The 23800-nt window shown below is 62.1% G+C and carries 17 protein-coding genes; 9 read left to right on the top strand and 8 right to left on the bottom strand.

Features of this window, described 5'->3' with window-relative positions:
- Positions 1 to 137: 137 nt before the first annotated feature.
- Entirely contained in the window at positions 138 to 1271 is a 1134-nt protein-coding gene (locus PCO31110_RS02130; protein WP_150689528.1) for a 2-aminoethylphosphonate--pyruvate transaminase, read from the bottom strand.
- 398 nt (positions 1272 to 1669) lie between these two features.
- On the opposite strand from PCO31110_RS02130, the gene PCO31110_RS02125 reads away from it, so the two are divergent.
- The 5 genes from PCO31110_RS02125 (at position 1670) to PCO31110_RS02105 (ending at position 7956) form a co-directional block, all read left to right on the top strand.
- Positions 1670 to 2386 carry a phosphonate utilization associated transcriptional regulator gene (locus tag PCO31110_RS02125; RefSeq protein ID WP_010804839.1) on the top strand — a complete coding sequence of 239 codons (717 nt, stop codon included), beginning with the start codon at positions 1670 to 1672 and terminating at the stop codon, positions 2384 to 2386.
- Positions 2387 to 2503: 117 nt separating this feature from the next.
- Positions 2504 to 3757 carry a phosphonoacetate hydrolase gene (phnA, locus tag PCO31110_RS02120; protein WP_150689527.1) on the top strand — a complete coding sequence of 418 codons (1254 nt, stop codon included), beginning with the start codon at positions 2504 to 2506 and terminating at the stop codon, positions 3755 to 3757.
- 91 nt (positions 3758 to 3848) lie between these two features.
- Positions 3849 to 5303, top strand: coding sequence for a phosphonoacetaldehyde dehydrogenase (gene phnY, locus PCO31110_RS02115; RefSeq protein WP_150689526.1), 1455 nt, complete (start codon positions 3849 to 3851; stop codon positions 5301 to 5303).
- Positions 5304 to 5639: 336 nt separating this feature from the next.
- Positions 5640 to 7448 carry a Na/Pi cotransporter family protein gene (locus PCO31110_RS02110; RefSeq protein WP_010804842.1) on the top strand — a complete coding sequence of 603 codons (1809 nt, stop codon included), beginning with the start codon at positions 5640 to 5642 and terminating at the stop codon, positions 7446 to 7448.
- The gene (locus PCO31110_RS02105) at positions 7408 to 7956 is read left to right on the top strand and encodes a phosphonate degradation HD-domain oxygenase (protein WP_150689525.1); all 549 of its coding nucleotides are present in this window, start codon (positions 7408 to 7410) and stop codon (positions 7954 to 7956) included. The genes PCO31110_RS02110 and PCO31110_RS02105 overlap by 41 nt, the downstream gene beginning before the upstream one ends.
- Positions 7957 to 8064: 108 nt before the next feature.
- On the opposite strand, the gene PCO31110_RS02100 is transcribed toward PCO31110_RS02105, so the two are convergent.
- The 6 genes from PCO31110_RS02100 to uvrA form a co-directional block, all read right to left on the bottom strand.
- Positions 8065 to 9078, bottom strand: a complete 1014-nt coding sequence (locus PCO31110_RS02100) for a hypothetical protein (RefSeq protein ID WP_150689524.1) — start codon at positions 9076 to 9078, stop codon at positions 8065 to 8067.
- A gap of 199 nt (positions 9079 to 9277) precedes the next feature.
- The gene (locus tag PCO31110_RS02095; protein WP_010804845.1) at positions 9278 to 9676 is read right to left on the bottom strand and encodes a RidA family protein; all 399 of its coding nucleotides are present in this window, start codon (positions 9674 to 9676) and stop codon (positions 9278 to 9280) included.
- Positions 9673 to 10653: a threo-3-hydroxy-L-aspartate ammonia-lyase gene (locus PCO31110_RS02090; RefSeq protein WP_150689523.1), complete on the bottom strand. Its 981-nt coding sequence runs from the start codon at positions 10651 to 10653 to the stop codon at positions 9673 to 9675. Before PCO31110_RS02090 ends, PCO31110_RS02095 begins: the two co-directional genes overlap by 4 nt.
- Entirely contained in the window at positions 10650 to 11324 is a 675-nt protein-coding gene (locus PCO31110_RS02085) for a helix-turn-helix transcriptional regulator (protein WP_010804847.1), read from the bottom strand. The genes PCO31110_RS02090 and PCO31110_RS02085 overlap by 4 nt, the downstream gene beginning before the upstream one ends.
- A gap of 110 nt (positions 11325 to 11434) precedes the next feature.
- Positions 11435 to 12463, bottom strand: a complete 1029-nt coding sequence (locus tag PCO31110_RS02080; RefSeq protein ID WP_150689522.1) for an AI-2E family transporter — start codon at positions 12461 to 12463, stop codon at positions 11435 to 11437.
- Between the two features lie 52 nt (positions 12464 to 12515).
- Positions 12516 to 15380, bottom strand: a complete 2865-nt coding sequence (gene uvrA / locus PCO31110_RS02075) for an excinuclease ABC subunit UvrA (RefSeq protein ID WP_150689521.1) — start codon at positions 15378 to 15380, stop codon at positions 12516 to 12518.
- 426 nt (positions 15381 to 15806) lie between these two features.
- On the opposite strand from uvrA, the gene PCO31110_RS02070 reads away from it, so the two are divergent.
- Together PCO31110_RS02070 and PCO31110_RS02065 are read left to right on the top strand one after the other, a co-directional pair.
- Positions 15807 to 17030 carry an MFS transporter gene (locus tag PCO31110_RS02070; protein WP_370855802.1) on the top strand — a complete coding sequence of 408 codons (1224 nt, stop codon included), beginning with the start codon at positions 15807 to 15809 and terminating at the stop codon, positions 17028 to 17030.
- Positions 17031 to 17060: 30 nt separating this feature from the next.
- Positions 17061 to 17579 carry a single-stranded DNA-binding protein gene (locus PCO31110_RS02065; RefSeq protein ID WP_150689519.1) on the top strand — a complete coding sequence of 173 codons (519 nt, stop codon included), beginning with the start codon at positions 17061 to 17063 and terminating at the stop codon, positions 17577 to 17579.
- A 1008-nt stretch (positions 17580 to 18587) separates the two neighbouring features.
- Here PCO31110_RS02065 and PCO31110_RS02060 read toward each other — a convergent pair.
- On the bottom strand, positions 18588 to 18917 hold the full coding sequence (locus PCO31110_RS02060) for a DUF4148 domain-containing protein (protein WP_010804852.1): 330 nt from the start codon (positions 18915 to 18917) through the stop codon (positions 18588 to 18590).
- A gap of 299 nt (positions 18918 to 19216) precedes the next feature.
- On the opposite strand from PCO31110_RS02060, the gene PCO31110_RS02055 reads away from it, so the two are divergent.
- Positions 19217 to 22429: an efflux RND transporter permease subunit gene (locus PCO31110_RS02055; RefSeq protein ID WP_150689518.1), complete on the top strand. Its 3213-nt coding sequence runs from the start codon at positions 19217 to 19219 to the stop codon at positions 22427 to 22429.
- Positions 22426 to 23790, top strand: coding sequence for an efflux RND transporter periplasmic adaptor subunit (locus tag PCO31110_RS02050; protein WP_150689517.1), 1365 nt, complete (start codon positions 22426 to 22428; stop codon positions 23788 to 23790). The genes PCO31110_RS02055 and PCO31110_RS02050 overlap by 4 nt, the downstream gene beginning before the upstream one ends.
- Positions 23791 to 23800 lie beyond the last annotated feature (10 nt).

The raw sequence follows: 23800 nt of genomic DNA, 5'->3' as shown, positions 1-23800 counted from the left end.
ATCAAGGCCGTGCGACGAGGCGGCGACGCGGTCGAAGCGTCGGGGGAAATGCAGAGTTTCGGACGATTCCCTACGTTAGCGGCGATCGTTGACGACGGGCGACCGCGGGGGGCACCCGTTGTTCGTTGGCGGAACGCTTACGCGGCGCGTGTGAGCGGCGTCACTTGCCGAATGCCGAGCGACGCCAGCGACTGCGCAATCGCCGTCACGACGTTGCGCATCTCGTTGTCGTCGATGGCGCCGATACAGCCGACACGGAACGTCTCGATCTGTGTGAGCTTGCCCGGATAGAGGATGTAGCCGCGCTCGCGCACGGCCGCGTAAAACGCGTTGAAGTCGTACTTGCTGTCGGCAGGTGCGTGAAACGTCACGATGACGGGCGCCTGGACGTCCGGCGCAAGGAACGGACGAAAGCCCAACGAGGCCATCCCGTCGATCAACGTGCGACAGTTTTTCCGATAACGCTCGCCACGTACCGCTTGTCCCCCTTCGGTCAGGAACTGATCGACTGCCGCGCGCAATGCAGCGACGACATGCGTGGGCGGTGTGAAGCGCCATTGCATGGTCTTCTGCATATAGATGTACTGGTCGTGCAGATCCATCGCCAGCGAATGGCTGTTACCGGCACTGGCCTCCAGCACCGACTTCTTCGCGATCACGAAGCCCATACCCGGCACGCCTTCGAGGCACTTGCCGCTCGCGGCGATGAGGGCATCGAACGGCATCGACCGCACGTCGATCTCGACGGCGCCAAACGAACTCATGGCGTCGACGATGAGCCCCTTGCCATGCTTCCGGCAGACCCGAGCGATGTCGGCGAGCGGATTGAGCACCCCTGCACCGGTTTCCAGATGCACCTGCGCAACGTGCGTGATAGACGGGTCCCGCGTGAGCGCATCGTCGATGGCTGCGGCGCCGGCCGCCTGATCTTCGGGGATGGGCAGTGCGACAGCGTCGCGTCCCAGATAGCGGCAGATTTTCAGAATGCGTTGGCAGTACGCGCCGTTGTCCGGCACGAGAATGCGCGCGCCGTGCGGCGTGAGCGTACCGATTGCGGCTTCGACGGAGAACGTGCCCGAACCTTGCAGCGGCACGCAGACATAGTCGTCGCCGCCATGCACGACGTCTACCAGATTGCGGCACAGCGAGGCCGTGATGCGGTTGAATTGGGCATCCCACGAGCCCCAATCGCGCAGCATGGCCTGCCGGGTCGCCGGCGACGTGGTGAGCGGGCCGGGGGTGAGCAGAATCGGTTCCTGACCGAGAATCATGAGTGCCTCCTATCAAGCGGGAAACAAGCGTGGTGAGTGCGGCAAACGTATTTTTGTGAGGCGGCGTGTTGCATATTATTGGCAATTTATGTCTTTTTATTGAAGGTATCGATCTTTGTCATCGGTTCGTCAAACACCTTTAATAGTATGGAAAGTATTGATTGGGATAGGGTTTCGTCGCTTCCTTCGATGGTTCGTTCCAGTGCGTCTAAAAATCAGCCGCTCAAGCAAGACATATTTTGTTGACAGTCTACAAATGATCGTGCTTGAATGTTGAGCAGCAAAAATAGTCACGTAATGCCACAAATCGCCAAGTCCGCGGATCGAAGCAATTTGGCGTTTTGGGGGTGGCTGGCAGTACGCGATAGCGTCAGCGTTCAGAGATAAGGAAGGCCGGTATGACCCACAAGCCCACGTCGCCCACGGCAATCGAGTTGTTGCAGAGTCAGTCGCTCACCACGCTCGTCCAGCATGAGATCGAGCGTCAGATCGTCGCGGGCACGCTCACGCCCGGCACCAAGCTCAACGAGATCGAGGTAGCCGGCCGTCTGGGAGTGTCGCGCGGCCCGGTGCGCGAGGCGTTTCGCGCGCTGGAAGAGGCGGGGCTGTTGCGCACCGAGAAGAATCGCGGCGTGTTCGTGCGAGTCATCTCGCTGGAAGAGGCGGAAGAGATTTACACGTTGCGTGGTGTGCTCGACGAATACGTGGGCCGCACGCTGGCCGAGACGATCACGTCAGAGCAACTCACCCGGTTGCGCGAATCGGTCGAAGCGATGCACCGCGCGGTGGTGTCGGGCGACAGCGAGGCCTACTACCAATTGAACGTGTCGTTTCACGATTCGCTTGTCGAGATGGTCGGCAGCCGCAAGTTGCTGGAAACCTACCGGCGGCTGGTCAAGGAGTTGAGCTTGTTCCGTCACGAAGCCTTGACGGGCGATACGACTGCGCCGCCGAAGTCGGCGCGCGAGCATCGCGACATTGTGAGCGCGATTGCCTCGCGCGATCCCGAGCGGGCGGCGCAGGTCACGCGCGAGCATCTGGCGCGAGGCCGGGCCCGCATCCGCGAAACACTGTCGCGGGCACCGGGTGCCCCGGCGCAGACGAAGGCCGGCTGAGTGTCGCCTGAGGGTTGATGAAATGGTTGTCTTGTTGAATATCCGGCCGCCGCGCGGGCATTGCATCGAAGCCGATGTCAGCGGCGGTCAACCCAGTTGCGCTTGAGGAGGCCCGACGTGAACCAGCCCTTGCAGATCCAGGTGAACGGCCGCCAGTACCGGCTGCCGCAACAGCCGACCGTCATCGTGTGTGTCGACGGCTGTCAGTTCGAGTATCTCGAAGCCGCTGCGTCGGCGGGTGTTGCACCGTATCTGAAGCATGTGCTGACCGAAGGTTCGGTCTTCCAGGGCGACTGTGTCGTGCCAACGTTCACCAACCCGAACAATCTATCGATCGTGACCGGTGTGCCCCCTGCCGTGCATGGCATCTGCGGTAATTACTTCTTCGACCCGGCCGCCGACGGTGGTCGCGGCGCGGAAGTCATGATGAACGACCCGGCCTATTTGCGTGCCGGCACCGTGCTGGCGGCCGCCGCCGATGCGGGCGCGAGTGTCGCGGTCGTGACCGCCAAGGACAAGCTGCGCAAATTGCTCGGCCATCGCATGAAGGGCATCTGCTTCTCGTCGGAGAAATCCGATCAGGTCACCCTCGCCGAGAACGGTATCGAAGACGTGCTGGGTCTCGTCGGCATGCCGGTGCCCGACGTCTACAGCGCGGCACTCTCCGAGTTCGTGTTCGCTGCGGGCGTTCGCCTGCTCGATACGCGTCAGATCGACCTGATGTATCTCTCGACGACAGATTACGTTCAGCACAAGTGGGCGCCGGGCACGCAGGGTGCGAACGACTTCTACGCGATGATGGACAAGTACCTGCGCCGCATGGACGAACTGGGCGCGGTCATCGGTCTGACGGCCGATCACGGCATGAACGCCAAGCACGATCCCAAGACCGGTCAGCCCAACGTCATCTATTTGCAGGACCTGCTCGACGACTGGCTTGGCAAGGGCGTCGAAGCCGGTGGTGCGCGCGTGATTCTGCCAATTACCGATCCGTATGTGGTGCATCACGGCGCGTTGGGATCGTTCGCCACGATCTATCTGCCGCGCGACGCGGATCGCGACGCCGTTCGCCAGCGCATTGCCGCGCTGCCCGGCATCGAGGTCGTGCTCGCCAATGCGCAGGCATGCGCGCGCTTCGAGCTGCCGCCCGACCGCGTGGGCGATCTCGTCGTCGTGAGCGGTCAATCGGTGGCACTGGGCACCAGTGCGAGCCGGCACGATCTGACCGGTCTCACGGTGCCGCTGCGCTCGCACGGCGGGATCTCGGAACAGGCGGTGCCGCTGCTCTTCAACCGGAAGACGGACGGTATTCCGGGCAAGGCGCGGCTGCGCAACTTCGACATTCTCGACGTCGCGCTCAATCACGTTTGAGGCCGCACCGCGAGGATCTGCCAATGAGAACCCACTCGGAACATTGGTGTCGCCGGGCCCCTGTCTCGTTGGATATGCTGTGGAGAACCCCATGAACGTGCCGCACAAGCTGTCTCCCGAGTTCCGCGCCGAAGCGCTTCGCATCGGTGGCGAGAAAGTGACCCGCGAACGCATCATCGAAGTCTTCAACCCATACTCGGGCGATTTGGTCGGCACGGTGCCGAAGGCCTCGCTCGACGACGTGCGCCGCGCGTTCTCGATTGCCAAACAGTACCGCTCGACACTCACTCGCTTCGAGCGCGCCAACGTCCTCGATAAGGCTGCGGTGCTGCTGCGTGAGCGTGCAGCCGAGGCGGCCGCGATCATCACGATGGAGTCGGGGCTGTGCAAGAAAGATGCCGTTTATGAGATCGGGCGCGTAGCCGATGTCCTCGGCTTTGCCGCCGGCGAGGCGCTCAAGGACGACGGTCAGGCTTTTTCTTGCGACCTCACGCCGCATGGCAAGAAGCGTCGCGTGGTCACGCAGCGCGAGCCGCTGTTGGGAGCGATTTCGGCCATCACACCGTTCAATCATCCGATGAATCAGGTCGCGCACAAGGTGGCGCCGTCGATCGCGACCAACAACCGGATGGTGCTCAAGCCGTCGGAGAAAGTGCCGCTCTCGGCGTTTTATCTGGCCGATACGCTTTACGAAGCCGGTCTGCCGCCAGAGATGCTTCAGGTCATCACGGGGGATCCGGTCGAGATTGCCGACGAGATGATCACGAACGAGAACGTCGACATGATCACGTTCACGGGCGGCGTGTCGATCGGCAAATACATCGCGTCGAAGGCGGGTTATCGTCGCATCGTGCTGGAGCTGGGGGGCAACGACCCGCTGATCGTGATGGAAGATGCAGACCTCGAGCGCGCCACCGATCTCGCGGTACAGGGCTCGTACAAGAACTCGGGGCAGCGCTGCACGGCGGTCAAGCGGATGCTCGTGCACCGTGACGTTGCGACACGCTTCACCGAACTGGTCGTGGAGAAGACCCGTGCCTGGAAATACGGTGATCCGGCCGATGGGGCGAACGACATGGGCACGGTCATCGACGAAGCGGCTGCCCGTCTGTTCGAGGCGCGCGTGAATGAGGCGGTTTCGCAGGGGGCGCGTTTGCTCGTGGGCAACAAGCGCGACGGCGCGCTGTACTCGCCCACCGTCATCGATCGTGTCGATCCGTCGATGACCGTCGTGCGTGAAGAAACGTTCGGGCCGGTGTCGCCGATCCTCACGTTCGGCAGCATCGACGAAGCCATCGCCATGTCGAACGGCACGGCATTCGGTCTGTCGTCGGGGGTGTGTACGAACCGCCTCGACTATGTCACGCGTTTCACCAACGAGCTTCAGGTGGGCACGGTCAATGTCTGGGAGGTGCCGGGGTATCGCATCGAACTGACGCCTTTTGGCGGTATCAAGGATTCCGGTCTGGGCTACAAGGAAGGCGTGCAGGAAGCGATGAAGAGCTTCACCAACACCAAAACCTTTACGCTGCCGTGGGGAATCTGAGGCCGGATTCAGGCTGCGACAGCGGCGGCCGGGGACGATGAAATGGGCTGGAAGGAGGCGCTGCACGGCCGGTTGCCTCGGTCTGTCCCCCTTACGCAACAAGGCTTAGCAGAATCAGAGAAAAAATTGTGACAAATTCATGACACGATTGTTGCAATGGTCGTTTTGGTGTACGGTGTGTCGATTGGGGATACGCATGACGCGTGAACTTCATACGCATCCCGACGCCAGTGTTGGACTGACGCGGGATGCCGGTTTGGCAAACCAGTGGGTGCGTCATGTCGGCGGCGCGAAGCGCTGCCTGTCCCGTCGACAATAAGATCACGGAACACTGGCATGCTGACACTGCTCAACCTTCTCTCCGGCGTGGCGATGCTGATCTGGGGTACGCACATCGTGCGTACCGGGGTCCTGCGCGTCTACGGCGCCGACCTGCGGCGCATTCTGTCGCACAGCATCTCGAATCGCTTCCTCGCGTTCGCCGCGGGAGTGCTCGTGACGGGCCTCGTGCAGAGCAGTAACGCGACGGCACTTATCGTCTCCTCGTTCGGCGCGCAGGGTTTGATCGCGCTGGCCCCCGCACTGTCGATCATGCTCGGTGCAGACGTCGGCACGGCGCTCATGGCGCGGATCCTGACGTTCGATCTGCATTGGCTCTCGCCGCTGCTGATCTTCTTCGGCGTCATCTTCTTTCTGTCGCGCAAACAGACCCGCGCCGGTCAACTCGGCCGCGTGTCGATCGGACTGGGCCTGATCATTCTGGCGTTGCAACTGATCGTGGGCGCCACCACGCCAATGACCGAAGCGGCGGGCGTGAAGGTGTTGTTCCGCTCGCTAACGGGCGACGTGATGCTCGACACGCTGATCGGCGCGCTTTTTGCCATGGTGTCGTATTCGAGTCTGGCAGCGGTGCTGCTCACGGCGACGCTGGCATCGTCGGGCGTGATTTCGCTCAAGGTGGCCCTGTGCCTGGTGATCGGCGCGAATCTGGGCAGTGGCATGCTCGCCATGCTGACCTCTGCCGGACAGAACGCGGCGGGGCGTCGGGTGGTCTTCGGCAGCCTGCTCTTCAAGTTGATCGGCTGCCTGCTTGTGCTGCCGTTCGTCGACTATGCGCCGATGCTCGTGAACTGGCTCTCGGACGCCCCCGCACAAGCCGTCGTCAACTTCCATGTGCTCTACAACCTGGCGCGCTGCGTGGTGTTCCTCGCGTTCACCGAGCCGATGGCGCGCCTGTGCGTTCGACTGCTTGCCGACAAGCCGGAGGCAGACGGTGTGACACGTGCGCGCCACCTGGATGAGAGCGCGTTGGAGATGCCGTCGGTGGCGCTGGCCAATGCCACGCGCGAAACGTTGCGTATGGGCGATATCGTCGAGCAGATGCTCAATGGTTTGCTCGATGTCATTCGCAGCAACGACGTGGCGCGGGCACGCGAGACGCGCCGGATGGACGACGACGTCGATCATCTCTATACCGCGGTGAAGATGTACCTCACGCGCGTGTCGCGCGAGAACCTGAGCGAGCAGGACAGCCGGCGCTGGACGGACATCATCTCGCTCACGATCAATCTGGAGCATGCGGGCGATATCATCGAGCGCATGGTGACGGAGGTCGAGGAGAAGAAGATCTCGCACAAGCTGTCGTTCTCCGAGGCGGGGTTGCAGGAAATCTGCGACATGCACGCGCGCCTGGTGACGAACCTGCAACTCGGGTTGTCGGTGTTTCTGAACACGGACCTCAAGAGTGCGCAGCGGCTCATGGCCGAGAAGGAGAGCTTCCGCGATCTGGAGCGCGCCTATTCGTACACGCACCTGAACCGTTTGGCGGGCCAGTCGGTGCAGAGTATCGAGACGAGTTCGCTGCATCTGGACATCATCAGCGACATGAAGCGTCTTAATTCGCTGTTCTGCTCGACGGCGTACCCGGTGCTCGACGACGCCGGCGCATTGCGCAAGAGCCGCATGCGAGACAAGCCGAAGGACGGCAAGGAGATGAAGGACACCAAGACACTGAAGGAAACGAAGGTGTCGAAGCTGGCGGCGCTTGCCGATGTCGCGGCGGCCGCTGCCCCAAGTTCTCGCGACGATAACGAGAGTTCACACGATGGCCCTGAGCCTGCCGGACATCCGCACCCTGTTCGATAAATTCGGCTCGCTTGCCTACAGCGGCGAGCCTGTCACCCAACTGGAGCACGCGCTGCAAAGCGGCGCGCTCGCCGAGAGCGAAGGCGCCGACGAGGCGCTCGTCGCGGCCAGTTTCCTCCACGATCTCGGCCATCTGCTCAATCTTCAGGGCGAGACGCCCACCGAGCGCGGCATCGACGATCTGCACCAGTATTTCGCGCTGCCTTTCCTGCGTCCGTTGTTCAGCGACGCGGTGCTCGATCCGATTCGTCTGCACGTAGACGCCAAGCGTTGCCTGTGCGCTATTGATCCCGAGTACTACGCCAAGCTCTCGGCCGATTCGGTGCGCAGTCTGGCATTACAGGGCGGGGTATTCAGTGATGACGAAGCGAAGACGTTCCTCGCTCGCGAGCATGCCGGGGCGGCGCTGCGGTTGCGTCGCTGGGACGATCGGGCAAAGGTTGCCGGCATGGCGACGCCGTCGCTCGATCACTACATGAAGGTGTTGGAACGGGGGGCGCGGCAGTAAGGGCGGAACCGCACTGACGTGCGGTAAGTGCGCCGCAGTGCGCCGATTCATCGACCGGGGAGGGCGTGGCCCTCCCCAGCGTGGGGACTGAGTGCGTTTGCCTGGGAACTACTGAGGCAAACGCGCACGCCAGCCAGCAGGAAGCAACTTCAGCACGACGGCGCGTGCAGGACGCCAGAGTGCGGACAACAGCAACAACGCGCCCCCCACAACGACGGCGACCACCGCCAGTGCATGGGTGGCTGCCGAAGTCACGACAACGCTCAGAATCGCACTGATCACATACAGCAACGACGACATCATCAGCGCGCGGCGATCGATGGCGAGCGATATGCCGGTCAGCAGGACAAAGACGGCGATGACCGCGATCGGATAGCCGGGCATGAGCGCCCAGAAGATCGGGTGCGTGACCATACAGGCGGCGAGTAGGTGTAGCCAGAAGGCGACGTCCGAGCGGAGGGTCTTACGCTGCGGATCTTGCGCATCCCAGCGCAGTGCCCAGACGAAGATGGCGAGACCGGCGACGATGTTCGCCACCCGCATCGGGCCGATATAGTCCTGGCCGGCAACGAGCACGAGGAACCACGTCAGGCAGACCGCACCGCCAACCCCCAATGCGATGGTGGCCGGCACCCGAAAGCGTCGCCAAAAAGTTACGGAGCCGATGGCGATGCCGGCGTAGCTCGCGAGCAGTTGCGGAAGGTACCACGCGAGCCCTCTGGCTTCGATGTGTACGTCGGAAGCGCCGCTGTACCCATGCATCGAGGGGATTGCTGCAAACCCGGCGCAGGCGAGCGCGGCAATGAACCCGAAGCTATAGAAAAGTGCAGGCAATGCCATGCGCCGGCGCCGCACGAAGACCTCCGACAGTCCCCAGAACAGTGCTGCACAAATCAGGGCGATGAGCCATGGCGGCAGCGTGTTCGTCAGCCACACCGTGCCGAACACGAGCAGCGCCGACGCCACCACAACGAATACGTCGTTGAAGCTCGTGATCAACTGCATGGGTTCGTCGTCGGCCATCGGCCGCGGCGTTGCTTGGGCGCTTTCCGGCGATGTCGACACGTCCGGGGCGGGCGTGGGGTCGGCAGAATCGTGCTGGGAGATGGGCGGAGTCGTCATGGGCAATCAGAATTGACCAACGTCGACGACCGCGACTTTGTATCGTGCCGCGACTAAGCGCAGACGCCAGTCTCTCAAAAGCCCCTAGCGTAGCGGGGTTTTTCGTAAATGGCTATGTGCGGGGGGATTCTTTGGCTTCCGCGTGTAATCTTTTGGGAAGCCGCCTCGCCAATTGCCGCGATATGCGCCTTTTTTTGCGTCACCCCGCCAACGCGGTCGCCTCGATCTCCACGGCGACGCCGTGGCTGAGCGCGGGCACCGGCACGACGGCGCGAGCGGGTTTCGCGTCGCCTGCCCAGGCGGCGTAGACCTCGTTGAACGGCCCCCAATCGTCGACGTTCGTGATGTACACGCGCACCTGCACCAGCCGGTCGATGCGCGTGCCGCAAGCGGTAAGAATCGCGGCAACGTTATCCAGTGCCTGCTTCGCCTGCACCGCGAACGGCGCGCCGACGAGGCGTTCGCCGTCCGGTGTGACCGGCAACTGGCCGGACACGAACACGAAACCGCCCGCGCACACGCCATGCGAATAGTGACCGCGCGGCGGTTGCAGCGCCGGTACGTTGACCGCTTCGATACCACGTTCCTGTGCACTCATACGGCTTCTCCGAGCGTGAGTTTGGCGAAGCGTTCCATATCGATGTTGCCGCCCGACACGATGACGCCCACGCGCTTGCCTCGTACATCCAACTTGCCTTGCAGGACCGCCGCCGCAGCCAGACAGCCCGTCGGTTCGACCACGATCTTCATGCGGCTGGCGAAGAACTTCATCGTTTGCACCAGTTCGTCGTCGGTGACGGTCAGGATGTCGTCCACGAGCGAACGAATCACCGGGAACGTGAGCTCACCCAGATGCTGGGTTTGCGCGCCGTCTGCAATCGTGCGCGGCGTCTCGATGTGCACGATCTTGCCCGTTCGAAAACTCTGCTGAGCATCGTTGGCCGCTTCCGGCTCGACACCAAAAATCTCGATCTCGGGATGCAGCGCGCGCGCTGCAACGGCACTGCCCGAGAGCAGTCCGCCGCCGCCGAGGCACACCACGAGGGTGTCTAGCTCGCCCACGTCCTCGATCAATTCCTTGGTCGCCGTGCCTTGTCCCGCCATGACATGTGGATGGTCGTATGGCGGAATCAACGTCATGCCGCGCTCCTGCGCCAGTTGCCTGGAAAGCGCTTCGCGATCTTCCTTGTAGCGATCGAAAAGAATGACCTCCGCGCCATAGCCACGTGTCGCGTCGATCTTCATCTGCGGGGCATCCTGCGGCATCAGGATCACTGCGGGCACGCCCAGCTCGCGCGCCGAGAGGGCAATCGCCTGCGCATGGTTGCCCGACGAGAATGCCAGCACCCCGCCACGCTTCTGTTCGGCCGTGAACTGCGAGATCGCGTTGAACGCGCCACGAAACTTGAAGGCGCCCATGCGCTGGAAATTCTCTGCCTTGAAGAACAGGCTGGCGCCGGTCATGGCGTCGGCGGTGCGCGACGTGAGCACCGGCGTGCGATGTGCCGCTTCGCGAATCCGGTCGTGGGCGGCGACGACGTCGCCATACGTAATTGCGAGAGGAGGAACGGTCATGATGCGTCTTTCGGGTCGGAGAGGTAGGTGTAGACGGTTGAGCGAGCGATACCCAACGCACGCGCGACTTCGGCGTGAGCGTGACGCAGGTCGAGCAGGCCGCGGCCTTCGATGAGACGGATGGCCTCGCGGCGTTGCGCGAGCGTCAGGCCCTGCGGGGTCGTGTTGCGCTGCGCGGCAAAGTCGGTGATGAGCGGGGAGATGTCGTCGAGCCGCCGGTTGGACAGCGTCTCGCGAACCGGCGCCGGGGCGCGATTCGGTACGTTCACCAATTGCTGCATGCTGGCCGCCGCTGCGGTGAGCATCGAGATGTCCATGTTCAGGCAGATGGCCGCGACGTACTCGCCGCTGCTGTTCTTCAGCCCGATGGACGTGCTCTTGACCGGTCGTCCGTCCGGAAACCGGTTCGCATAGTTGGCGATGACCTCGGGAAACGCCGGATCGGCGATGCGCGCAAGCCCCATCTCCGTGGCGGCGTCACCCGGCCCACGCCCCGACAAATTGTTGGAGATTGCCACGATGGAGTGGTCGGGATCGGTCAGGTCGTGCAGCACCACTTCGACCAGCGGCGCGAACGTCTGGCCGAGCGCCTCGACGATCTTGCGCCCTTCGCGCAACAACAGCGTGTTCTCGTCGAGCTTGCCCGTGGCGGGAGATTTGGTAGATTTCATGAGTTGACATTATGTCGATCAATGACGAAATGTCAAATTTCGGCCAAAAACATCGCCCGGTGCCCGTCTGCCAAGGGGGAGGCAGCGGACAGCGGGCGACCGGGGTGCGCTCAGACGAGTTCTTTTTCCGCCAGTTCGCTCTTGATGTATCCGTAATAGATCGGTGCGGCGACAAGCCCTGGCAGCCCGAATGCCGCTTCCATCGCGATCATGGCCAGCAGCAGTTCCCAGGCGCGGGACTGGATCTGCGTGCCAACGATACGGGCGTTGAGGAAGTATTCGAGCTTGTGAATCACGATCAGGAAGACCAGCGCCGTGATGGCCACAGACAGCGACACCGACAGACCCAGCACCACGATGAACGTGTTCGAGATCAGATTGCCCACGACCGGCAGCAGCCCGACGACGAACGTCACCACGATCATCGTCTTGCGTAGCGGAAGGTGAACGTCGAACAGCGGCAGCACGCCGATCAGAAAGATCGCGGTAAAGACGGTATTGATCGCCGAAATCTTCACCTGCGCGAACACGATGCGGCGAAAGGCATCGCCAAACAGCGTGACACGGCGCGTGAGCGCGGCCGCGAGCGGCCGCATGCTGTGCACGGGCCGAATGGTGGAGAGCGCCACGAGGGCACCGAGCACAAGCCCCACCACGATGTGCACCATCGCGTTGAGCGCTTCCTTGCCGACCAGCGACATCTCTTGCGTGTGGTCTTTCAGGTAGCCGGTGATCGACTGGTGAATGTCGTCAATGTCGGCCGGCAGCCGTGCCGTGATCCATGCCGGCAATTGCGCACGCGCTTGCTCGACGACTTCCATCATCCTTCCGTTGATGTGCTGCAAGTGACCCGCATCGCTGCGGAAGAACGTGATGATGCCGAAAATGAGTGCCGTCATCAGCGCGACGATCACCGCCGACAGCAGCGCAACCGCAACCAGCCGTGCGCGCTCGCTGGAGATCCGCAGTTGCAAGCGTGGCCCGAGCACATGCACGAGTTGATAGACGACCATTCCCGAGAGCACCACCGAAAGCAGGTGGATGCTCAGAATCAGCCAGAGGGCCACGGCGGCGAAGACATAACTCGCCAGTTCGATCCAGAAATTCCGATCCGGATTCCAGCCAGAGCGCGGTTCCATGCAATGACGTCCTTCAAAAAAAACGATGCCGTGACGGCTTGGGCAGTGCGTCTTACTTCTCGTGCTTGAGCAGCGGGGCGAGGTACTTGCCGGTGAAGCTGGCCTTGTTCGCCGCCACTTGCTCGGGCGTACCCTGTGCAATGATCTGTCCGCCGCCCGCGCCGCCTTCCGGCCCGAGATCGATCACCCAATCCGCTGTTTTGATCACGTCCAGATTGTGCTCGATGATGACGACAGTATTGCCCTGATCGCGCAGCCTGTGAATCACCGTCAGCAGCAGCTCGATATCGTGAAAGTGCAGCCCGGTTGTCGGCTCATCAAGGATGTACAGCGTTCGGCCGGTGTCGCGCTTGGACAGTTCGAGCGAGAGTTTTACCCGCTGCGCTTCGCCGCCCGAGAGTGTGGTGGCCGACTGGCCGAGGCGGATGTAGCCCAGGCCCACGTCGAGCAGCGTCTTGAGCTTGCGCGCCACCACAGGAACAGGCTTGAAGAACTCATGCGCCTGCTCGACCGTCATGTCGAGCACTTCCGAGATATTGCGGCCCTTGTACTGCACTTCGAGCGTTTCGCGGTTGTAGCGCTTGCCGTGACAGACGTCGCAAGGCACGTACACGTCCGGCAGAAAGTGCATTTCAACCTTGATGACGCCGTCTCCCTGACAGGCTTCGCAGCGTCCGCCCTTCACGTTGAACGAGAAGCGGCCCGGGTCGTAGCCACGTTCCTTGGCTGCGGGCACGCCGGCGAAGAGTTCGCGAATCGGCGTGAACACGCCCGTGTAAGTGGCGGGGTTCGAGCGCGGCGTGCGTCCGATGGGAGACTGGTCGACGTTGATGACCTTGTCGAAGTGTTCCAGCCCTTCGATCTGGTCATACGGTGCGGGCTCGGCCGACGACCCATAGAGGTGGCGTGCGATGGCGTGATACAGCGTGTCGTTGATCAGCGTCGACTTGCCCGAGCCGGACACGCCCGTCACGCAGGTCAGCAAGCCGACCGGCAGATCCAGATTGACGCTCTTGAGGTTGTTGCCCGTCGCGTCGAAAATCCGCAGACGTTCCTCGCGCGGCGCGTGGCGCTGCGTCGGCACTTCGATGCGCCGCGCCCCCGACAGGTACTGCCCGGTCAGCGACTCCGGCGCTTGCTCGATCTGCTCAGGGCTGCCCTGGGCAATCACCGTCCCGCCGTGAATGCCCGCGCCGAGCCCCATGTCGACGACGTAGTCGCTCGCGAGAATCATGTCCTCGTCGTGCTCGACCACGATCACCGAGTTGCCGAGATCGCGCAGATGCTTGAGCGTGCCGATCAGACGATCGTTGTCGCGCTGATGCAGCCCGATGGACGGCTCGTCGAGCACGTACATCACGCCGGTCAGACCCGAGCCGATTTGCGACGCCAGACGGATACGTTGTGCTTCGCCGCCCGAGAGCGTATCGGCGCTGCGCTCCAGCGAAAGATAGTCGAGACCGACGTTATTCAGGAACGTGAGACGCGCGACGATTTCCTTCACGATCTTGTCGGCGATTTCGCGCTTGGCGCCGTGCAACACCAATTCGTGGAAGTAGCCGAGCGCTTCGCGCAGCGGCAGATTGCCGATCTCGTAGATCGCGCGCGCTTGCGGACCTTCGCCCACCTTCACGAAACGGGCTTCGCGGCGCAGGCGGCTGCCCTCGCAATCGGGGCAGGCGCGATTGTTCTGATACTTGGCGAGTTCTTCGCGCACCGCGACGGAATCGGTTTCGCGATAACGCCGCTCCAGATTCGGAATGATGCCCTCGAATGCATGCTCGCGTACCGACGTACGGCCTTTCTCGTTCACGTAGGTGAAGGGAATGCTCTGCTCGCCGGAGCCGTAGAGCACGATCTTCTGCGTGTCTTCCGGCAGGTCCTCGAAAGCGGTATCGACATCGAAGTCGTAGAACGCCGCGAGGCTTTGCAGCATCTGGAAGTAAAACTGATTGCGACGATCCCAACCCTTGATCGCGCCGGACGCGAGCGAGAGCGCCGGGAAGGCGACGACGCGCTTCGGATCGAAGAATGTCATCTGGCCCAGACCGTCGCAGGTCGGGCAGGCGCCCATCGGATTGTTGAACGAGAACAGGCGCGGCTCGAGTTCCTGCAACGAATACGAGCACACGGGGCACGCGAACTTCGAACTGAAGACGTGTTCCTTGTCGGTATCCATTTCCAGCGCAATGGCGCGGCCATCGGCCAGACGCAGCGCCGTTTCGAACGATTCCGCCAGACGCTGCTTCAGATCGGCACGCACCTTCACGCGGTCGATCACCACGTCGACCGAATGCTTCTCCGTCTTCTTGAGCTTGGGCAGGGCGTCGATGTCGTACACGCGCGCGCGGCCTTCATTGGCGGCGCCGCCCCCGGAGCGGATGCGAAAGCGCACGAAACCCTGGGCCTGCATCGACTCGAACAGATCGGCGTGCTCCCCTTTGCGATCGACGACGATCGGCGCGAGGATCATGAGCTTGGTGTCTTCCGGCAGCGCAAGCGCCGCGTCGACCATTTGCGAGACGCTTTGCGATTCGAGCGGCAGCCCGTGGTCGGGGCAGTAAGGTGTGCCGACGCGGGCGTAGAGCAGACGCAGGTAATCGTGAATTTCCGTGACCGTGCCGACCGTCGAACGCGGGTTATGCGACGTGGCCTTCTGTTCGATGGAGATCGCGGGCGAGAGACCTTCGATCAGATCGACGTCAGGCTTCTCCATCAATTGCAGGAACTGACGAGCATACGCCGACAGACTCTCGACGTAGCGCCGCTGACCTTCCGCGTAAAGCGTGTCGAAGGCGAGCGACGATTTGCCGGAGCCGGACAGGCCGGTGATCACCACAAGCTGGTGACGCGGCAAGTCGAGATTGACGTTCTTGAGGTTGTGGGTACGAGCCCCACGAATACGAATGGTTTCCATTGACGGTTCCGGGTCGTCGCCGAGGAATCCGCGCGGCGAATTGTCGCGGGGCGGGTTCCGGCCCCCAAGAGTGTCCGAGTTTCCCGGGACGTCGGACCGAGTCGGCACGGCGTTGGCCGGCGTCGACGCGAATGGCGGCGGGAGCGGTCGGGACGGGCCGCTGGGGGGGAAATCCGGGCGGCTAAACCTGCTAATATACCTAAGTTTGATTGCCGGGGCTGAACCTGCTGACTGGCGGTCTCGGGCGGCACACCGGCACGAGTGTACAGATGGGGACGAACCGCCCGATTTCCAGAGGCTGGCGTCCGAGCGTCGGCGAGACCCGCCATCGACGCGCCCGCCGGGTGGCAGGCATGCCGCAGGGCCGGGCGGCAATCATCAGAAAACCCCGAGACAGCACGCGTTTTTTTCATCTCCCAGGACGTAATGTCGACTGATTCCGTGACTTCCGCTTCCCCTGCCACGACACGCGGCCGCGGTGGCCGCATGACCCCGCTAGAAGTGCGCGCGAGTGCGTCGCTCGCGGGCATTTTTGCGCTGCGCATGCTTGGCCTGTTCCTGATCATGCCGGTGTTCTCGGTGTTCGCTCAGACGATTCCGGGCGGCAACAATACCTTTCTCGTCGGACTGGCGATCGGCATTTACGGCCTCACGCAGTCGCTGCTCTATATCCCCTACGGCTGGGCGTCCGACCGGCTGGGGCGCAAGCCGGTCATCATCTTTGGTCTGATCGTGTTCGCGATCGGCTCGCTCGTGGCGGCGCTGGCGCACGATCTGACGTGGATCATCGTTGGCCGGGCGATTCAGGGCGCCGGGGCAATTTCTTCGGCGGTCATGGCCTGCGTGGCCGACCTGACGAGCGACGAGAATCGCACGAAGGCGATGGCGATGATTGGCGGCAGCATTGGCGTGTCGTTCGCCGTGGCGATCGTGTGTGCGCCGTTCCTGTATCACTGGCTGGGCATGAGTGGCCTGTTCTCGGCCATCGGCATTCTGGCGGTGCTGGCGATTTTCGTGGTGTTGTGGGTCGTGCCGACGCCGCCCGTGCATCCGAAGGCTGGCCCGGCGCCGTTTTCCGAGGTGCTGCACAACCCGGAACTGTTGCGTCTGAATTTCGGGGTATTCGTGTTGCACGCCACGCAGACGGCGCTTTTCGTGGCAATGCCGCGCATGCTGGTCGCCGCAGGGCTGCCGGTGGCGCAGCACTGGGAGATCTATCTGCCGGTGATGGGCTTGTCGTTTGTGGCGATGGTGCCGGCGATCATTGCGGCCGAGAAGCGCGGGAAGATGAAGATCGTGCTGCTCTCGGCGATTGCGCTGGTGGCGATAGCGCAGGCGGCGCTGGGCGGCTTGCCGCCGACGGTGGCTGTGATCACGACGGTGCTGTTCGTGTACTTCCTGGGCTTCAACGTGCTGGAAGCCTCGCAGCCGTCGCTGGTATCGAAGCTTGCGCCGGGGCATCGCAAGGGCGCGGCGGTGGGTGTCTACAATACGACACAGGCACTTGGGTTGTTCTGCGGCGGGGCACTAGGGGGTTTTCTTATGACCCACTACGGTCAAAACGCAATATTCCTCACATGCGCAGCCGGGGCTTTCGTGTGGCTTATAATCGCCGCACCGATGAGGACGCCAGCGCCTCGTCAATCCTGATCGGATTTCAGCAATACCGGAGAAAGTTTTATGGCATCAGTCAACAAAGTGATCCTGGTCGGTAACCTTGGCGCCGACCCCGAAGTCCGCTACTTGCCGAGCGGCGATGCGGTCGCGAACATTCGTCTGGCGACGACCGACCGTTACAAGGACAAACAATCCGGCGAGTTCAAGGAGATGACGGAATGGCACCGCGTGTCGTTCTTCGGCCGTCTCGCCGAGATCGTCAACGAGTACCTGAAGAAGGGCTCGTCGGTGTATATCGAAGGCCGCATCCGCACGCGCAAGTATCAGGCGCAGGACGGCACGGACCGTTACAGCACGGAAATCGTGGCTGACCAGATGCAAATGCTGGGTGGCCGTGGCGGTGAGGGCGGCGGCGGTGGCGGTGGCTACTCGCGCGGTGGTGGTGATGAGGGTGGCGGCGCAGGCGGTGGTGGCGGTTATTCGCGCGGCGGTGGCGCTGGTGGCGGCGGCGCTCGTCAGCAAGCCCCGGCCAAGCAGTCGGGCGGCGGCTTCGACGACATGGACGACGATATTCCGTTCTAGAAAGCACCTGACACAGCGTTGTCAACCAAACCCGGCAAGCCTTGTGCTTTGCCGGGTTTTTTCTTGTTGACGGTTTTTCCAACGTTTACCCATGGTGCTCACTATTGCGGACAAGAAAATAGTGTCAACGACGATCAATGGCTACCGCGTCAAGACACGCTTTATGAGCACCGGAGAACGTTTGCCGGTGCTCTTGCTTATCCTGGATAGTCGAAGTATCGACATCAAACGACGAATGGCTCGGCGGGAGGTTATTGACTTCGGGAGAGGTCGGAGACCTTGCTCGGTTTTGTCCATGGGAGCTTACGGAGCCATTTCCGAGCGAGTACGGAGATGATCCAAAAGTCGTCAAGATACTGAGTCTCGAGAAAGCCAGACGGGGTTTGATAAGGTCCGGCGTTGCTGTGGCCGCGCCAAATGTTGCCGCCACGAGATTACGATATGTGCGGATGTATTTGGCGTGCTTGTCATCGCGCCGCTGCGGTACAGCTCGATCTGCGCCAAAAGATTGCCTTTGTATCTCGGCAAGCGAGATTTGATCCTGACGGCGATCTCCGACAAATGTACCGGTATCACCCCCTTGCTTTTTTGCCACCTCTGGAGCGACCCGCCAATGGAGTCGTGGGCGTCGGCAATTCGAAGATCGTTCGCTATGAAGCGCAATGCTAATCCGGGGGCTCTTGTTCGCTGACTAAGGCATCAACTGCGTCCTCATCAGCATCCACGCGCTCAAGAGCATTTAGCCGCGGTTGTCGCCGTCTTAAGCTCGCACGGCCACGAATCTTGTCTCTAGGTATCCCTGCCGATGGCAAGACCGGCTTCAAAAAGCCATTGGGCAGCTTTGCCGAAGCCCGTGAATGAGCTCGCAGCGTCCTAGGAACGCCTGCTGCGTCATCTCGAGCGGAGAGCAACCTGAGCAAGCTCGGTGAGCTTGGCAGGCTGCCCTCGCACTTTCTCGGATACGCCAAATTTGCCTCGGCATGCGAGTTGGCGGGGCAATCGCCAGACTCAATCGCCAAAATAAACCGATTGGCGACTGGCGTGGCTTACGGGCTGGTTGCCTGTGCTTACCCCCGTCATCGCGACCGTGCCGGAGGTGTTGATCAGGCTCGCACTGCCGTCCTGTTTTGCAACGATAGCCTCGGCCCGTTCGAGGTTGGCCGGGTAGTTGGCCTGCGAGCCGGACGGTTGGTAGCCTGCCTGTTCAACACGAACGAGATCGGCCTGGACCTGGGCACGCGAGAGCGACGCGTCGTTGTTGCCGGTCGACTGGGCGAATGCGGAGAACGGCGCGGCCAGGGCGCAGGAAACGAGAAGGGCGGAGACAATTGCTTTCATGATATTCACCTTTGCATAAGTGGCATCTGCTCCCGGAACTGGGGCAGTTCAGCCAGCCTTCGACAATGTCGCGAAGGTTGAATGCATTCTGGTCTTTCGCGGCTGACCTGAAGGTGACCTCCCGATTACGATTTTGTTATCCGTACAGATGACAAATCCGTAATGCAACGGTCAGCACAAGGTAAACGGCCCATCCACATACTTGCCTGCATCTCGGACGCCCGCGTTCGCCGGAATTCCACTGTCCGGGCGCAGCGGGTTCTCCCCCTGCCGTGGTCACCTCATTTCCGGATATTTTCATGTGGATCGTCAGATTGGCGCTCAGACGCCCCTACACGTTCATCGTGCTCGCCGTGCTGATCTTTATCCTCGGCCCCCTTGCCATCATGCGCACGCCGACGGATATTTTTCCGAACATCGACATTCCTGTCGTCAGTATCGTCTGGTCATACAACGGCTTTTCGGCCGAGGACATGGCGCATCGGATTACGTCGAACTACGAGCGCGCATTAACGACCGATGTCGACGACATCGATCACATCGAATCCCAATCGCTCAATGGCGTGTCGGTAGTGAAGGTCTTCTTCCATCCGGGCGCCGACATCAATCGGGCGATTGCCGAAGCCGCGGCAAACTCCGCATCCATCCTGCGTGTCATGCCGCCCGGCACACTGCCGCCGAACATCATCACCTACAGCGCCTCGACGGTCCCGGTGCTGCAACTCGGGCTCTCAAGCAAGACGCTGCCGGAGCAGTCCTTGTATGACCTGGGCAACAGCTTCATCCGGACACAACTGGCCACGGTGCAGGGCGCCGCAGTGCCGCTCCCCTATGGCGGCAAAGTCCGTCAGATCATGGTGCAACTCGACACCCGGGCGCTTCAGGCCAAGGGACTTGCCCCGATTGACGTGGTCAACGCCGTCAATGCGCAGAACCTGATCCTGCCCGGAGGCACGGCCAAGATCGGTGCGCGGGAATACAACGTCCGGATGAATGGAAGCACACAAAGTGTCGACGCGCTCAACGATTTGCCTATCAAGACGGAGAAAGGTGGGGTCGTGTATGTGCGCGACGTCGCGCATGTGATCGACGGTTACGCGCCACAGACCAACATCGTGCGGGCGGACGGTCAGCGCGGCGCACTGTTGACTGTGGAGAAGACGGGTAGCGCATCCACCCTCACGATCATCGATCAAGTGAAGCATCTGTTACCGAAGATCACGGCAGGTCTGCCGAGCGCGCTCAAGATCACACCTCTCTCGGACCAATCGCTATTCGTCAAGTCGGCGATTTCCGGCGTCGTGCGCGAGGCGCTCATTGCCGCATGCCTCACCGCAGCGATGATCCTGCTTTTTCTCGGCAGTTGGCGCGCCACGCTCATTATCGCCATCACGATTCCGCTCTCGGCGCTCACCTCGCTCATTGCCCTCTCGGCGCTGGGTCAGACCATCAATATCATGACGCTCGGCGGGCTGGCACTGGCCGTGGGCATACTCGTAGACGATGCGACCGTCGCGATCGAGAACATTACACATCACCTGGAGCGCGGAGCGCCGTTGCACGACGCGATTCTCAATGGCGCGGGCGAGATTGCGGTGCCAACCTTCGTCTCGACCCTCTCCATCTGCATCGTGTTCGTGCCGATGTTCCTGCTCTCCGGCGTCGCACGGTACCTGTTCGTGCCGATGGCTGAAGCTGTCGTATTTGCGATGTGCGCCTCATACCTGTTCTCGCGCACGCTGATTCCCACGCTCGCGATGTATTTGCTGCGAGCCAAATCCGAAAATGCGCAGCCTGCCGGCGGATGGTCCGTGCGATTCTCGCGCTTTCAGGCTCGCTTCGAGGCGGGTTTCGAATCCTTGCGTCGCCGCTACGCTTCGGCGCTTCGGGTGGCTGTTGGCCAGCGATCGCGCTTCGTGGCAGTCTGGCTTGCCATTTGCCTCGGCTCCCTTGCTTTGACACCGTTCGTCGGGCGCGATTTCTTCCCGTCTGTGGATGCCGGTGAAATACGTCTGCATTTGCGTGCGCCGACCGGCACGCGCATCGAAGAGACCGCCCGCATCACGGACGAAGTGGAAACGAAAATAAAGACGGTCATTCCTCCGGCGGAAGTAAGCCTGGTGCTCGACAACATCGGCCTGCCGGTGAGTGGCATCAACCTCACTTACGACTCGTCGGACCCGATCGGCCCGGAGGATGCCGATATTCTGGTCACCCTCAAGCCCAATCACTCATCCACCGCCGGATATGTCGCGAAACTGCGCGATGTGCTTAACGCATCATTCCCGGGGGTCACATTCTCGTTCCTTCCGGCCGACATCGTAAGCCAGATCCTCAATTTCGGCCTGCCGGCCCCCATCGACGTCCAGATCGTGGGCAACCATCTGGCACAGAACCGGGCGGTGGCTAATCAACTTCTCGATCAGTTGCGCAGCGTTCGGGGGCTTGTCGACGCCCATATCCAGCAACCCGGCGACGAACCCACGATCAACGTGAACGTGGATCGCACCAAGGCCATTCAGGCCGGACTCACGCAGCGCGATATCTCCCAGAACTTGCTCATTGCGCTATCCGGCAGCTCCCAGACCACCCCGAACTTCTGGCTCGACCCCAAAAACGGTGTGAGCTACCCGCTCACCACCATGGTGCCCCAGTACAACATCGACTCCCTGCAGAAGCTGGCCAACGTGCCGGTGAGCACGCCCTCGATCGCCGTTGATCCGCAAAATCAGATCGGTTCTTTGGGCACACTTGCGCGCAGCGAGCAACAAGCTGTCGTCTCTCACTACAACGTGCAGCCCGTACTCGACATCTTCGCGTCTACACAAGGTCGAGATCTCGGCGACGTGGCATCGGACGTTGCCCGTCTGGTCGATGCGGCCCGCGCCCATTTGCCCTCCGGATCGTCGATCGCGATCCGGGGACAGGTGCAGTCGATGAATGCCTCATTCAGCGGATTGGCGCTCGGTATCGTCTTTGCGATCGTGCTGGTGTATCTGCTGATGGTCGTGAATTTTCAATCGTGGGTCGACCCGTTCATCATCATTTGCGGCATTCCCGCATCGATGGCCGGCATCGCATGGATGCTGTTTGTCACGCAGACGACGCTGTCCGTACCCGCACTGACCGGCACGATCCTGTGCATCGGCATCGCCACGGCCAACAGCATCCTTGTCGTCAATTCGGCACGCGAGTCGCTGGCGGGCGGCATGGCACCCATTGACGCAGCGCTCGATGCCGGTTTCAACCGCTTTCGCCCGGTAGTGATGACCGCGCTCGCGATGCTGATCGGCATGTTGCCCATGGCGCTCGGACTCGGTGACGGCGGGGAGCAAAACGCACCGCTCGGGCGGGCCGTCATCGGTGGACTCGCACTCGGCACGTTATCGACGCTCGTGTTCGTTCCTGTCGTATTTGCAACGGTACATGGCTGGCTCGCCAAACGACGCCCGACACGCCCGAACGATGAGCAAGCCGCCACGCTCTCCAACGTCAACAAGGATTTCCAATGAGCATGCACACACCGCCCGACGACCGCGTCGGAACTCCCGAGCCCACGGCAAAGCCGGTGTCCGCCCCGTTGCCGCTTCACGCCGCGCCCGATGCGGCGCAGATTTCCTCGCGCGCGCGGCGCTCGTGGGGACTTGGCCTCGGTGCCTTGGCTCTGTTGCTGCTGTGTGCCGGCATTGTGCCGCGCATTGTGGCGAGACAGGCACAGGCCGCGCAAGTGGAGGCGCAGCGTGAACTGAGCGTCTCGACGATTACGCCGACGCCGGCCCCGGCAACGCAGGAGCTGTTGCTGCCCGGCGCCGTCATGCCGTGGGCCGACGTGGCGATCTACGCGCGTACCAGCGGCTATGTCAAGCAGTGGTTCGCCGATATCGGCGCGCATGTGAAGGCCACTCAGGTGCTGGCACGACTCGATACCCCGGAACTCGATGCGCAATTGCGTCAGGCTCGCGCTGACGAAGCCACGGCACTGGCCAATTACCGCTTTGCCAGCAGCACAGCACAACGATGGCAGACCATGCTGCAAACCCAGTCGGTTTCCCCGCAGGATGCCGATGCAAAGACCAGCGACGCCGCCGCCAAGCTGGCTGCATTGCAGGCGGCGCAGGCCAACGTGTCCCGACTGGCCGAACTGGTGGCATATCAGAGTGTGACGGCACCGTTCGATGGCGTGGTGAGCGCACGCAACGTGCAAGTGGGCGCGCTGGTCACGGCGGGGGGAGCACCAGGGCTACCGTCGATGTCCGGCGAACTCTTCCACATCGAGCAGACCGACCGTCTGCGCGTATATGTCGATGTTCCGCAAGACGACGCCAATCGGATGACGCCCGACACACAGGCGTGGATCGCGACGGAGCAGTTTCCCGGCCGGCGCTTCACCGGGACCATCGCCCGCGATGCCAACGCGATCGATCCGGTGAGCCGGACGTTGCGCGTGGAGATCGATGTCGATAACCGTGACGGCGCCTTGTTGCCGGGGGCTTACACGCAGGTACACCTCACGCTGAAATCCGACACGCCCGGACTCGAACTTCCCGTGAGCGCGCTGCTGTTTCGCCCTGACGGTGTGAGCATCGCGACCGTGGATGCGCACGACAAGGTGGCGCTTCGACGCGTCAGCATCGGCCGGGATTTCGGCACCTACGTGGAAATTGCCACGGGACTCTCGCAAAGCGATCGCGTGATCGCCAATCCCGGCGATGCCATCTCCGACGGCCAGCGCGTTCGGTCGAGCATCGCCCCGACGTATGCCGCAAACAATGCAGGCGAGAGCCGTGAGGCCGGCATGACCGGCAAGAACGTCAATCCCGGCCCGGCCGCACCGGTGACCTCCACGCCTGCCGCGACTGCGGGCAAGTTATAAGTGAGGCTCG

It is taken from the genome of Pandoraea communis (genome assembly GCF_902459745.1).
Classification (GTDB): Bacteria; Pseudomonadota; Gammaproteobacteria; order Burkholderiales; family Burkholderiaceae; genus Pandoraea; species Pandoraea communis.
The sequence above is the reverse complement of the archived record's forward strand: the minus strand, read 5'-3'. Positions and strand labels throughout refer to the sequence as shown.

Coding starts and splice junctions, on each gene's coding strand:
- PCO31110_RS02090 (WP_150689523.1), bottom strand. CDS start 10,653: ATGACCGTTCCTCCTCTCGCAATTACGTATGGCGACGTCGTCGCCGCC.
- PCO31110_RS02085 (WP_010804847.1), bottom strand. CDS start 11,324: ATGAAATCTACCAAATCTCCCGCCACGGGCAAGCTCGACGAGAACACG.
- PCO31110_RS02060 (WP_010804852.1), bottom strand. CDS start 18,917: ATGAAAGCAATTGTCTCCGCCCTTCTCGTTTCCTGCGCCCTGGCCGCG.
- PCO31110_RS02110 (WP_010804842.1), top strand. CDS start 5,640: ATGCTGACACTGCTCAACCTTCTCTCCGGCGTGGCGATGCTGATCTGG.
- PCO31110_RS02050 (WP_150689517.1), top strand. CDS start 22,426: ATGAGCATGCACACACCGCCCGACGACCGCGTCGGAACTCCCGAGCCC.
- PCO31110_RS02095 (WP_010804845.1), bottom strand. CDS start 9,676: ATGAGTGCACAGGAACGTGGTATCGAAGCGGTCAACGTACCGGCGCTG.
- PCO31110_RS02125 (WP_010804839.1), top strand. CDS start 1,670: ATGACCCACAAGCCCACGTCGCCCACGGCAATCGAGTTGTTGCAGAGT.
- uvrA (WP_150689521.1), bottom strand. CDS start 15,380: ATGGAAACCATTCGTATTCGTGGGGCTCGTACCCACAACCTCAAGAAC.
- PCO31110_RS02080 (WP_150689522.1), bottom strand. CDS start 12,463: ATGGAACCGCGCTCTGGCTGGAATCCGGATCGGAATTTCTGGATCGAA.
- PCO31110_RS02065 (WP_150689519.1), top strand. CDS start 17,061: ATGGCATCAGTCAACAAAGTGATCCTGGTCGGTAACCTTGGCGCCGAC.
- PCO31110_RS02070 (WP_370855802.1), top strand. CDS start 15,807: ATGTCGACTGATTCCGTGACTTCCGCTTCCCCTGCCACGACACGCGGC.
- PCO31110_RS02100 (WP_150689524.1), bottom strand. CDS start 9,078: ATGACGACTCCGCCCATCTCCCAGCACGATTCTGCCGACCCCACGCCC.
- phnY (WP_150689526.1), top strand. CDS start 3,849: ATGAACGTGCCGCACAAGCTGTCTCCCGAGTTCCGCGCCGAAGCGCTT.
- PCO31110_RS02105 (WP_150689525.1), top strand. CDS start 7,408: ATGGCCCTGAGCCTGCCGGACATCCGCACCCTGTTCGATAAATTCGGC.
- PCO31110_RS02130 (WP_150689528.1), bottom strand. CDS start 1,271: ATGATTCTCGGTCAGGAACCGATTCTGCTCACCCCCGGCCCGCTCACC.
- PCO31110_RS02055 (WP_150689518.1), top strand. CDS start 19,217: ATGTGGATCGTCAGATTGGCGCTCAGACGCCCCTACACGTTCATCGTG.